The 12,326-nt window shown below is 62.1% G+C and carries 12 protein-coding genes; 2 read left to right on the forward strand and 10 right to left on the reverse strand.

Annotated features, from left to right (window positions below):
* From tuf to ACN5W5_RS14960, 10 genes are all read right to left on the reverse strand, one after another.
* The coding region (gene tuf, locus ACN5W5_RS14915; protein ID WP_420049285.1) for an elongation factor Tu at positions 1 to 1,127 on the reverse strand (1,127 nt) is incomplete at its 3' end.
* Positions 1,128 to 1,238: 111 nt separating this feature from the next.
* Positions 1,239 to 3,341, reverse strand: a complete 2,103-nt coding sequence (gene fusA, locus ACN5W5_RS14920) for an elongation factor G (protein ID WP_420049286.1) — start codon at positions 3,339 to 3,341, stop codon at positions 1,239 to 1,241.
* A gap of 81 nt (positions 3,342 to 3,422) precedes the next feature.
* Positions 3,423 to 3,893 (reverse strand): 30S ribosomal protein S7, encoded by a 471-nt coding sequence (gene rpsG, locus ACN5W5_RS14925; RefSeq protein WP_068169697.1) that lies wholly within the window; start codon positions 3,891 to 3,893, stop codon positions 3,423 to 3,425.
* 153 nt (positions 3,894 to 4,046) lie between these two features.
* Positions 4,047 to 4,424 carry a 30S ribosomal protein S12 gene (rpsL, locus tag ACN5W5_RS14930; RefSeq protein ID WP_056266875.1) on the reverse strand — a complete coding sequence of 126 codons (378 nt, stop codon included), beginning with the start codon at positions 4,422 to 4,424 and terminating at the stop codon, positions 4,047 to 4,049.
* 179 nt (positions 4,425 to 4,603) lie between these two features.
* Positions 4,604 to 5,935, reverse strand: coding sequence for a D-alanyl-D-alanine carboxypeptidase family protein (locus tag ACN5W5_RS14935; RefSeq protein ID WP_420049287.1), 1,332 nt, complete (start codon positions 5,933 to 5,935; stop codon positions 4,604 to 4,606).
* Positions 5,824 to 6,447 (reverse strand): alpha/beta hydrolase, encoded by a 624-nt coding sequence (locus ACN5W5_RS14940; protein ID WP_420049288.1) that lies wholly within the window; start codon positions 6,445 to 6,447, stop codon positions 5,824 to 5,826. Before ACN5W5_RS14940 ends, ACN5W5_RS14935 begins: the two co-directional genes overlap by 112 nt.
* A 66-nt stretch (positions 6,448 to 6,513) precedes the next feature.
* Complete coding sequence (locus tag ACN5W5_RS14945; RefSeq protein WP_420049289.1) at positions 6,514 to 6,852, reverse strand: (2Fe-2S) ferredoxin domain-containing protein; 339 nt, start codon at positions 6,850 to 6,852, stop codon at positions 6,514 to 6,516.
* 9 nt (positions 6,853 to 6,861) lie between these two features.
* Positions 6,862 to 7,977, reverse strand: coding sequence for a VanZ family protein (locus ACN5W5_RS14950; RefSeq protein ID WP_420049290.1), 1,116 nt, complete (start codon positions 7,975 to 7,977; stop codon positions 6,862 to 6,864).
* A gap of 9 nt (positions 7,978 to 7,986) precedes the next feature.
* Positions 7,987 to 8,415, reverse strand: coding sequence for a CopD family protein (locus ACN5W5_RS14955; protein WP_420049291.1), 429 nt, complete (start codon positions 8,413 to 8,415; stop codon positions 7,987 to 7,989).
* Between the two features lie 270 nt (positions 8,416 to 8,685).
* A complete protein-coding gene (locus ACN5W5_RS14960; protein ID WP_420049292.1) occupies positions 8,686 to 9,813 on the reverse strand; it encodes a hypothetical protein in 1,128 nt (375 codons plus the stop codon).
* A 318-nt stretch (positions 9,814 to 10,131) separates the two neighbouring features.
* On the opposite strand from ACN5W5_RS14960, the gene hemB reads away from it, so the two are divergent.
* Together hemB and ACN5W5_RS14970 are read left to right on the forward strand one after the other, a co-directional pair.
* On the forward strand, positions 10,132 to 11,133 hold the full coding sequence (gene hemB / locus ACN5W5_RS14965) for a porphobilinogen synthase (RefSeq protein WP_420049293.1): 1,002 nt from the start codon (positions 10,132 to 10,134) through the stop codon (positions 11,131 to 11,133).
* Positions 11,134 to 11,166: 33 nt separating this feature from the next.
* Entirely contained in the window at positions 11,167 to 12,288 is a 1,122-nt protein-coding gene (locus ACN5W5_RS14970; RefSeq protein ID WP_420049294.1) for a magnesium transporter CorA family protein, read from the forward strand.
* The last annotated feature ends 38 nt before the right edge of the window (positions 12,289 to 12,326 follow it).

Raw genomic sequence — 12,326 nt, forward strand, 5'->3', positions numbered from 1 at the left:
CGCAGACCTTCTTCCATGGCGATCGGGGCAATCAGCTTGACCGTGATCGACACGTTGTCGCCTGGCATGACCATTTCCTTGCCTTCGGGCAGCTCGATCGAGCCGGTCACGTCGGTGGTGCGGAAGTAGAACTGCGGACGGTAGTTGTTGAAGAACGGCGTGTGACGGCCACCTTCATCCTTGGACAGCACGTACACCTCACCCGTGAAGTGGGTGTGGGGCTTGATGGAGCCGGGCTTGCACAGCACCTGGCCGCGCTGCACGTCTTCGCGCTTGGTGCCGCGCAGCAGGATACCGACGTTGTCGCCAGCCTGACCCTGGTCCAGCAGCTTGCGGAACATTTCCACGCCGGTGCAGGTGGTCTTCTGGGTGTCGCTGATACCGACAATTTCGATTTCTTCGCCGACCTTGACGATGCCGCGCTCGATACGACCGGTCACGACGGTGCCGCGGCCGGAGATGGAGAACACATCTTCCACGGGCATCAGGAAGGCACCGTCCACAGCGCGCTCGGGCGTGGGAATGTAGGTGTCCAGGGCGTCGGCCAGCTTCATGATGGCTTCTTCACCCAGGGGGCCCTTGTCGCCTTCGAGGGCGAGCTTGGCCGAGCCGTGGATGATGGGGGTGGCGTCGCCGGGGAAGTCGTACTTATCCAGGAGCTCGCGCACTTCCATTTCGACGAGTTCGAGCAGTTCGGCGTCGTCGACCATGTCGCACTTGTTCAGGAACACGATGATGTAAGGCACGCCCACCTGGCGGGCCAGCAGGATGTGCTCGCGGGTCTGGGGCATCGGGCCGTCAGCGGCGGAGCACACCAGCACGGCGCCATCCATCTGGGCGGCACCGGTGATCATGTTCTTGACGTAGTCGGCGTGGCCGGGGCAGTCAACGTGGGCGTAATGGCGGTTGGCCGTTTCGTATTCCACGTGGGCGGTGTTGATGGTGATGCCGCGGGCCTTTTCTTCAGGCGCTGCGTCGATCTGGTCGTAGGCCTTGGCGGCGCCACCGAACTTGGCCGCCAGCACGGTGGTGATGGCCGCGGTCAGGGTGGTCTTGCCGTGGTCAACGTGACCGATCGTGCCGACGTTGACGTGCGGCTTGGTCCGCTCAAATTTCTCTTTTGCCATTTTTCAATTCCTAGAAAGAACAAACCCGTGTCACGGTTTTAGGTCTGCACCACACTGCTGATTCGCCCCGCACGGGGACAGGGCGGCGCGTGATCGCAGACCGGCTGAAACTTACTTGGCGCGCGCTGCAACAATGGCTTCGGCCACGTTGCGCGGTGCTTCGGCGTAGTGCTTGAACTCCATCGAGTAGGTGGCACGGCCTTGCGACATGGAACGCAGCGTGGTCGAATAACCAAACATCTCGGACAGCGGCACTTCGGCGCGAATGGCCTTGCCGCCACCGACCATGTCTTCCATGCCCTGCACCATGCCGCGGCGGCTGGACAGATCGCCCATCACGTTGCCGGCGTAGTCTTCAGGCGTCTCCACTTCCACCGACATCATGGGCTCAAGGATCACCGGGCTGGCCTTGCGGCAGCCTTCCTTGAAGCCGAAGATGGCTGCCATCTTGAAGGCCATTTCGGACGAGTCCACGTCGTGGTAGGAACCGAAGTGCAGCGTGACCTTCACGTCCACCACCGGATAACCCGCCAGCACGCCGGTCGTCAGGGCTTCGATCACGCCCTTTTCAACCGCAGGGATGTATTCGCGAGGAACCACACCGCCCTTGATCGCGTCGACGAACTCAAAGCCTTTGCCGGCTTCGTTGGGTTCGATCTTGAACACCACGTGACCGTATTGACCCTTGCCGCCGGACTGGCGCACAAACTTGCCTTCGGAGTCTTCCACCGTCTTGCGGATGGTCTCGCGGTAGGCCACTTGCGGCTTGCCCACATTGGCTTCCACACCGAATTCACGCTTCATGCGGTCAACGATGATTTCCAGGTGCAGTTCGCCCATGCCGGCGATGATGGTCTGACCCGACTCTTCGTCGGTCTTGACGCGGAAAGAAGGATCTTCTGCGGCCAAGCGCTGCAGGGCAATGCCCATCTTTTCCTGGTCGGCCTTGGTCTTGGGTTCCACAGCCTGCGCAATCACAGGCTCCGGGAAGACCATCCGCTCCAGCATGATGATGGCCTCCGGATCGCACAGGGTTTCACCCGTGGTCACGTCTTTCAGGCCCACGCAGGCAGCGATGTCGCCAGCGCGAATTTCTTCGACTTCCAGACGGTTGTTGGCATGCATCTGCACGATACGGCCGATGCGCTCTTTCTTGCCCTTGATCGGGTTGTAGACCGAATCGCCCTTTTTCATCACGCCCGAGTAGACGCGCACGAAGGTGAGCTGGCCGACATACGGGTCGGTCATCAACTTGAAGGCCAATGCGGAGAACTTCTCGTTGTCATCGGCCTTGCGGCTGGTGACTTCTTCGTCGTCATCCGTGCCCGTGACGTCGGCGATGTCCACCGGGGAAGGCATCAGTTCGATCACGGCGTCGAGCATGCGCTGCACACCCTTGTTCTTGAATGCGGTACCGCACAGCATCGGCTGAATTTCGGTCGCCAGCGTGCGCACGCGCAGACCGTGGGTGATCTCTTCTTCGGTCAAGTCACCTTCTTCAAGGTACTTGTTCATCAGCTCTTCGCTGGCTTCGGCCGCAGCCTCGACCATTTTTTCACGCCACTCTTTGGCCTGCTCCAGGAGTTCAGCGGGAATTTCTTCGAAAGTGAATTTCATGCCCTGGGACGCTTCGTCCCAGATGATGGCCTTCATCTTGCGCAGGTCCACCACACCCTTGAAGTGCTCTTCGGCACCGATCGGGATCACGATCGGCACAGGGTTGGCCTTCAGGCGCAGCTTCATCTGCTCAACAACCTTGAAGAAGTTGGCACCGGTGCGGTCCATCTTGTTCACAAAGGCCAGACGCGGCACCTTGTATTTGTTGGCCTGGCGCCAGACGGTTTCCGACTGGGGCTGAACACCGCCCACCGCGCAGTACACCATGCAGGCGCCATCCAGGACGCGCATGGAGCGCTCCACCTCGATGGTGAAGTCCACGTGGCCGGGGGTGTCGATGATGTTGATGCGGTGCTCGGGGAAGGACAGGTCCATGCCCTTCCAGAAGCAGGTCGTGGCGGCGGAGGTGATCGTGATGCCACGTTCCTGCTCCTGCTCCATCCAGTCCATGGTGGCGGCACCGTCGTGCACTTCACCGATCTTGTGGTTCACACCCGTGTAGAAAAGAATGCGCTCGGTCGTGGTGGTCTTGCCGGCGTCGATGTGAGCGGAGATACCGATATTGCGGTACCGCTCCAGTGGCGTAGTGCGTGCCATGGAAATACTCCTGAATTGGGCAAGCCCGCCACCCCTTCTGGGGTTTGCGGGCTCGCCTTGGATGACTGGGAAAAGCGGGACTTAGAAGCGGAAGTGGCTGAAAGCCTTGTTGGCTTCGGCCATGCGGTGCACTTCGTCACGCTTCTTCATGGCGCCGCCACGGCCTTCGGTGGCCTCGATCAGCTCGTTGGCCAAGCGCATGGCCATGGACTTCTCGCTGCGCTTGCGCGCGGCTTCCTTGATCCAGCGCATCGACAGCGCCAGACGGCGAACCGGGCGCACTTCAACGGGCACCTGGTAGTTCGCACCACCCACGCGGCGGGACTTGACCTCCACCATGGGCTTGACGTTGTTGATGGCGATAGAGAAGGCTTCGACCGGGTCTTTGCCGGTCTTTTTCTCGATCTGCTCCAGCGCACCGTAAATGATGCGCTCGGCGACAGCTTTCTTGCCGCCTTCCATGATCACGTTCATGAACTTGGAGAGCTCGACGTTGCCGAACTTGGGATCCGGCAGGATTTCACGTTTAGGGACTTCGCGACGACGTGGCATTTTTTCACCTCAAAATTGCTTCAGTTGGCGTCTTTTCAGACACCGCGAGAACCCAGCAAGGCCCTCACTTACTCGACCCGACGCCGACATGGCGCTTTGGGGTCACTACGTTCGACACAGCTTGCCGGCCGGCCAAACACCGAAAAACCGGAATTACTTGGCCTTGGGCTTCTTCGCACCGTACTTGGAGCGCGACTGCTTGCGGTCTTTCACGCCCTGCAGGTCCAGCGAACCGCGCACGATGTGGTAACGCACACCAGGCAAGTCCTTGACACGACCGCCGCGAACCAGCACGACGCTGTGCTCCTGCAGGTTGTGGCCTTCACCGCCGATGTAGGAGATGACCTCAAAACCGTTGGTCAGACGCACTTTGGCGACTTTACGCAGAGCGGAGTTGGGCTTCTTGGGGGTCGTGGTGTACACACGGGTACACACACCACGACGCTGCGGAGAGTTTTCCATGGCCGGGCTCTTGGATTTGGTCTTTTCGACCTCCCGGCCGTGGCGCACGAGTTGATTGATGGTTGGCATGAAGAAACGTCCCTAAACGTTTAAAAAAGCGAAAACGAAAACTTCTCGGAAGATTCCGAAAAGCCCTCTAATGTAGCACGGGCTTGTCATCCTGACAAACGAATGCGCGAAAGGCGCTTCACCGAAACCCGTTTGTACGGCCTGCAGCGGGGGCTGCACCCCGGGTGTTGCAGGCCTGGTTACTGAATCCAGAGACGCACAGCGTCCCAGGCTCGGCCGAAGACACCGCTTTCTTCCACCGTCTCCAGCACGCTCAGCGGCACCTCGGCCACCGGCGCACCACTGGCCAAGGTCACCTTCAAGGTGCCTACCGCCTGGCCGCGCAGCAAAGGTGCGACCAGGGGTTCCGGTCGGACGACTTCAGTCTTCAGCCGCGCACCTTCTCCTGCAGGAACGGATACCACAACACCTTCGGGCCGCCCCAGCTTGACAACCTCCGCTTTACCCTTCCAGACACGCGGCGAAACCAGCGGCGCGCCTGCTGGCGCCAGCCGCACCGCATCAAAAGCCGTGTAGCCCCAGTTCAACAGCTTCTGGCTTTCAGCTGCACGGGCGTTTTCGCTTGAAGCCCCCAGCAGCACGCTCAACAGCCGCCGCTGCCCCTGCGGTCCACTGCCCAAGGCCGGCACCGCCCGGTGAGCGGTTGCCACCAGACAGTAGCCCGCGGCACTGGTGTGACCGGTTTTCAGGCCGTCAACACTGGGGTCGCGAAACAGCAACAGATTGCGGTTGGTGTCGTTGGCGGCGGGCGTGCCGGGGTAGCGGTAACGCTGGATGGCGTAGTAGGGCACGTAGTCGGGAAAATCGCGCATCAGGCGGGTGGCGAGCGTAGCCAGGTCACGTGCTGTGGTGGTGTGCCCAGCCACCGTGAGGCCCTCAGGGTTCTTGAAGCTGCTGGCGTTCATGCCCAGCGACTTCGCCTGCTGGTTCATCAACTCCACGAAACGTTCCACGCTGCCGCCCAACCCTTCAGCCAGCGCCACGGTGGCATCGTTACCCGACTGCACGATCATTCCCTTGATCAGGTCTTCCACGGGCACCTGCATCTTGGGGTCGATGAACATGCGCGAACCCGGCATTTTCCAGGCCCGCTCGCTCACCCCAAAGGTCTGGGTCAGGCTGAGCTTGCCCGTCTTCAGCGCATCAAACACGATGTAGGCGGTCATCAGCTTGGTGAGCGAAGCCGGCTCCACCGCCTGATCGGCATCTTTGGACGCCAACACCTGACCCGAGGTCACATCCACCAACAAATAGGCGCGGGCCGCCACTTCAGGCGGCTGAGGCACCTGGGCAGATGCCGAAAACGCCACAGCAACGGCCAACAGAAACAAAGCACGGGAAAACAATCGACGCAGCAAAATCCGGTTCCTGAAATAAAAAAGGGAAAAGAGCGGCCGCTTCAGGCACGCAGATGGCGCAGGACCAGCTCCCGAAGCAAAGGCAACTGCCCATGAAAGAAGTGGCCTCCTCCGGGCACCACCAGCACAGGCAATACCTGAGGGCGTGCCCATTCCATGACAGACGCCAGTGGCACGGTATCGTCCTGCTCGCCATGGATGACCAGAGTGCGCGAGTGAAGTTCCGCCGCGACCGGAGCGACTTCAAACCGACTGGCGGCTGTGCCCACCAGAACCAGCCGACGGATCTCGCGCTGGGCGTGAAGCTGGCTCGCCGCATGGCTGGTGACGAACGCTCCGAATGAAAACCCGGCCAGGCACAACGGGCCCGAAGGTGCCTGCCCTTCGATCACCGACAGCAAATCGTCCAACTCGCCGCGTCCTTCGTCGTAAGCCCCCTCACTGCGTCCGACGCCGCGGAAGTTGAAGCGGACAGCCGTCCAACCCGCCAGCACACAGGCACGCGCCAGGGTCTGAACGACCTTGTTGCTCAGGGTTCCACCGTGCAATGGGTGCGGGTGAGCCAGCACCGCAACCCCGACCGGGTCGCCCGTTGGCCGGTCTATCGCCACCTCCAACGCACCGGCCGGTCCGTCTTGCAACAGGTATTCGGTCTGAGCGTTCATTGATGTCCCCCCGGGCCGGTCGCCGCCAGCGCCGTGTGCAAGAACCTGATCGCCAGGCAAACTCATTCAGCGCCCGACGTCCGACGGGGTCAGCAGGCGCTGCACCACCACGCCGTCGCGCAAATGGGACTGCACGATCTCGTCGATGTCGCTTTCATCGACATAGCTGTACCAGACCGCTTCCGGGTACACCACCGCAATCGGCCCGCCTGCGCAACGGTCCAGGCAGCCCGCCTTGTTGACCCGGACCTTGCCCGGCCCGAGCAGGCCTTGTGCCTTCGCCTGCGATTTGCAGCGATCAAAGGCGGCCTGGGCCTTGTGCTGAGCACAACAATCCTCACCACCTTCCCGCTGATTGAGACAGAAGAAGATGTGGCGCTCGTAATACGACTTGTTTTCAGACATGGGTCGATTTTAGTGGGCGCCCTGTCTGGCACCGGGGTGTCGGGCGATGGCGCGCAGGCCAAAGAGCAAGGCCGCAAAAGGCCACGCCCACCCCAGCCACTGTGAAAGACCATAAAAGCGAATGAAGCGCCCTTGTTCCCAGACTTCAAGCGACTGATCGAAGTAAGGACTTACTGGCGCACGATTGAGCAGGCTGAGCGAGGTGGCCAGACACAGCAACATGAGCGCATGACAGACCCGGCGCGGCAGGGCGAGCAGTGCCAGTCCGGCGGCGAACGCCAAGGCCAGTCCCAACAAGGCCTGGGAAGTGATCCACGCCCAGCCATGGTCCGGACCGTAGGTCAGCGCCGATGACAACCCGGCAACAGCCAGCGCGCACACAAAAAAGGCCACCAGAAATCCCACGCGGCGCGACAGCGAACGCATGTCCGCAAAACCCATGAGCAGCGGCGCCAGCAACCCGAGCGCCACACAAAACGCCTCGGCCAGTGGGCTCAACGGCAGCGGGTTTTCAACCCGGAACGGCACCCAGGCCAGAAACGGCGTCTCCGCCAGCAGGTGGGCCAGCTCCATCTCCAGCCTGTCCCAGACCTGCCCCAGGCCAAACGGCACCGAGACCGGGTAGAGCAAGGCGGCCGGCCACAAAGCCAGAAGCACCAGCGAGCCGTGTGCGCCCGGCACGAACCAGTCGGCCCGGAACTGGCTCCAGCGACGCAGTCCGCCCAGTCGCTCCAGGACCCAGGCGGCTGTTGCACCCAGCATGGCTCCGGCACCGTTCAGCGCCAGATCAAGATTGGAGGCCACCCGCATGGGCAGGTAGTTCTGCAGCGTTTCCACCCCGAACGACAGCAGGAGCGGCAGGGTGAAGCCCAGCAACCAGGACCATCCCCCGGCACCAGAGCGCAGCAGGGACAGCGCCAGCAGAAACGCCAGCGGGGCGTAGCCCAGAAAGTTGCTCACCACATCGAATGCAGTCCAGTACTTCGGCAGCGGTGCCAGCATGAAGGCCATCGGCTCCACGCCCTGCATGCGCCAGCCCTGAAACGGGTACAGACTCGCATAGACCACCAGCGCCGCAAACAGCAACGCGAGCGGCCAGGCCGAAGAACGCGGAGTCGTGACCACCCATGGGCCTCAGAAAGGCTTGATCACCACCAGCAGCACCACCGCCACCAGCATGATCACCGGCGCCTCGTTGAACCAGCGGTACCAGACATGACCCCGGCGGTTGATGCCTTGCTGAAACCTGCGAAGCATGACGCCGCAAGCATGGTGATAGCCGAGGATCAGCGCCACGACGAACAGCTTGGCGTGCATCCAGCCATTGCCAGCGCCCAGACCGATCCCATAACCCAGCCAGAGCCACAGGCCGAGTGCCACCGCTGGAACAGCCAACAGGGTGGTGAAGCGCATCAGCTTGCGCGCCATGAGCAGCAAGCGCTCGCGCTCCGCAACACTTTCGGGCGGGACCATGGCCAGATTGACAAAAATCCGGGGCAGGTAGAACAGACCGGCGAACCAGCTGGCGATGAAAACAATGTGGAAGGATTTGACCCAGAGCATGCTGGCAGTTTAGCCACCAGGGGCCATCGACATGTTGGGCCCAGTGGGTTGGGCCACCACGAAGGACAAAAAAAAACCCGGCCCACAGGGCCGGGTTAGGAAGCCTTTTTGCTGTCACACACTAAGGCACCCGCTCAGGGAGGAAAAGCGGGGAGCTCACCCTTCGGCTTGCCCAAGCGAATGTTACAGCAGAAGAAAGAAATTTCCTATCTATCCCCTGTCAGATCTGACATATCCGGAATCAGCACCAGCAAAAATAATGCCAATTAATTACATCATTTTGGCCAGTTCGAACATCACGGCCGTCCCCAGCGCCTCGCGAATATTGCCGCGCCCGACTTTGGCCATGGAAAACTCGCCAAAGCCCGACATGTCGAACGAGCTGTCATCCGGCGAAATCTCGACGAACGGGAACTCGAACACCTCGCGCAGCAGGTCGCGGCGGAAGGCATCAAAGTCATCGTCCTTGATTTCAGAGTCCACCACGATCAGGCTGGGCATGCGGCTCTTGATGGCATCGCGGGCTTGTTGGAAATCCACAACACTGTCCGAAGAAATACCTATCTCTCGCAACGCGTCACGCACGTCGGCACGGATCTGCAAGCTGGGTGAAATGGTGAGCACATAAGTGCCCGACAGCGACTTGAACATCGACGAGTGCTCGTCCGACAGGTCCACCGCCGAAATGCCGTCGACGGCCTGCACCGTGCGCGTGAACATGGCCGTGAAGCTCACACCCTCCTCGTTGACTTCGCGTTCGATCTCGACACCGCCCGACACCAGCGCGATCTGGCGTATCAGCATCCAGCTCAGGCTGTCCGTCGACGCGGCACTTGACGGGGGCACGCCGTCATTGGCCACGCGCATCTGCAAACGCGCATGTTGCGGCCAGGCGTTGAGGTCCAAGCGCATGTCGACCCGGTTGCCAAACGGCAGGCCCCAGTCCAGCACGGCGTTGACGAAGGTGTGTGCGACCGTGGGGTCGATCAGCACCTCCACCTGTTTGAGCTTGCGTCGCAAGGCGATGCCCAGCGTGCCCAGCTCCTGCTTGCGCTCCTGCAACACCCCTTCAACCAGCTGCGCCATGTCCACCTTCTCATGCGACTGGCGGATGCGACCGCTGTAGAACCGGTTGATCTGCTGGGCACTGATGCCCGCGAGCTTGATGCGCTCGGCCGGCACGCTCAGGGCCCGATGTTCCAGCTTGTTGATGCGCCCTTTGGCCAGCAGCTGGTCGATCTGGTTTTGCAGGGAGCTGACGTTTTCCGTGAACTGTTCGGCGAGTCCCGCAACCAGCTCGGGCCAATGGTCGTCGAGCGACCAGGCTTCGGACGCGCCGGCTGCCGCCGGTTTAGCACCCACGGGGGACGTGACAGGGTTTTTCTTGGTTTGCAACATGGCAGAGCTCGGTAAATAAAGAAGCCAGGATCCAATCGATCCGTTACATGCAGACGGTGCACCCGGTCATGCCGCATCACCCGCTGGGCGTTTCGATGCGGACGGCCGATCGGAAGATCAAAAAATACCTTCGACGACCCAGGACAGCAGGCGCGCGCTTGTATTTTCTTCTTATGGCAGAGTTCAACACAAACTCCTGGGTTTTTCAATCACCGCCATCTTTTTACGAATTGAAACCCGGTAGTTTCAGACACTTTGAAGACCGTATTTCAACCGAACTGGATCGTCCACCCACTGCGGCTTTGCCACAATACGAACATGCACTCCCCAGCCCCCTACCCCCTGTCCCGCCCCCGCCGTCTGCGGCGCGATGCGTTCACCCGCGACCTGGTGCGCGAGCACCGGCTCAGCCCGGCCGACCTGATCTACCCGGTGTTTGTGCTGGATGGGGCCCATCGGCGCGAGGCCGTGGGCTCCATGCCCGGCGTGGAACGCCTGAGCCTGGACCTGCTGCTGCCGGTGGCGGAAGACTGCGTGAAACTGGGCATTCCGGTGATGGCGCTGTTCCCGGTGATCGACCAGTCGCTCAAGACGCCCGATGGCAAAGAAGCCATGAACCCGGACGGCCTGGTGCCGCGGGTGGTGCGCGAACTGAAGAAAGAGTTCCCGCAGCTGGGCGTGATGACCGACGTGGCACTTGACCCGTTCACCAGCCACGGCCAGGACGGTCTGCTGGACGAGCACAACTACATCCTGAACGATCCCACGGTCGAGATCCTGGTGCAGCAGGCCCTCACGCAGGCCGAAGCCGGTGTGGACATGGTGGCGCCCAGCGACATGATGGACGGCCGGATCGGCGCCATCCGCCGTGCCCTGGAGGCCAAGGGCCTGGTGCACACGCGCATCATGGCCTACAGCGCCAAGTACGCCAGCGCCTTCTACGGTCCGTTCCGCGACGCCGTGGGCTCGGCCGCCAACCTGGGCAAAGCCGACAAGAAGGTCTACCAGATGGACCCGGGCAACAGCGACGAAGCCCTGCGCGAAGTGGCGCTGGACCTGGCCGAGGGCGCCGACATGGTGATGGTCAAGCCCGGCATGCCTTACCTGGACATCGTGCGCCGCGTGAAGGACGAGTTCCGGGTACCCACCTTCGCCTACCAGGTCAGCGGCGAATACGCCATGCTCAAGGCCGCCGCGATCAACGGCTGGCTGGACCACGACGCGGTGATGATGGAAAGCCTGCTGGCCTTCAAGCGCGCGGGCGCCGACGGCGTGCTGACCTATTTCGCACGCGACGCGGCCCGTCTGCTGCGCGGCTGATCCACCCCGCCACAGCCTCCCGGCAACCACCGCATGCGCATCTTCCACGTCCTGCCCGGTGCCGTGAACGAAACCGGGACGCTGCCCACCGAACTGGCGCCGCGCAGCTTTGTCTGGATCGCCTGTGGCCGGCGCGAGTTCGAACTGGAGCAGGCGCATATCCAGTCCACGCTGCAGGCCCTGCACAGCGTGACGCTGGTCGACCTGCACGTGTCTGACCTGCTCAACAACCAGTTGCCGTCGCACTTCGACTACACATCGCAGTACGACGTCCTGGTGTTCCGCCGGCTTGCCGCTGGACACAGCGAAACCGACCTCGCTCACCCCGGTCAGGTCCTGACCCAACACATCAAACGCGGCGGCCCGCCGGTGCTGCGGCGCATCGACACCAGCCCGGTCGGGTTTGCGGTGTTCGACCGCGTGCTGCTCACGGTCCACCCCGCGGGCTGCACGGTGCTCGACCAGTACGCCACGCGCCTGCTCGCGGCGGCGTCGGCCGCTTCGCGTGCCGCCGGCGTGAACCTGCCCAGCGGGCCGGCCGACCTGATGCTGCGCATCGTGAACCAGATGGTGGACGGCTACCTCGATCTGCGGCGCGAGCTCACGCGCCAGCTGGACCACTGGCAAACCGAACTGCTGCATCCCTCGACACGCTTCAACAACTGGGGCTCGCTGCTGGATGCGCGCATTTCTCTGCACCACCTGGACGAGATCTGCGAAGACCAGCGCGCGGCGATTCAGGACTGGATCGAGGCGCTGGCCGGCTGGGAAGTGGTCGAGGGCACCAGCGACCACTTTGGCGGCCACCGCGGACTGGAGCTGCTCAAGGTGCGCAGCCGCGACGTGCTGGAGCACATTGAACGCGTGGTGCACAACGTGCGCCGGCTGGAGCAGAACGCCGAGACCGCGGTGCAGATGCATTTTTCGGCGCAGAGCAACCGCACCAACGACATCATGCGCACGCTCACGGCGCTGACCGCCATCTTCCTGCCGCTGAACCTGATCGCGGGCATCTTCGGCATGAACTTCGAGTTCATTCCGCTGCTGCACAAGGAGTCGGGCTTCTGGTGGGCCATGGGCTCGATGATGCTCACGGCCGTGGTGCTCAGCGTGCTGTTCTGGCGCAAGCGCTACCTGGCGCGATCAGGACGGTAGCCCCCCGCGCCGCAGGAGCGTTTTTCTCCCACCCTCAC

It is taken from the genome of Hydrogenophaga sp. ZJX-1 (assembly GCF_048590325.1).
In the GTDB taxonomy this organism is placed as follows: Bacteria; Pseudomonadota; Gammaproteobacteria; order Burkholderiales; family Burkholderiaceae_C; genus Hydrogenophaga.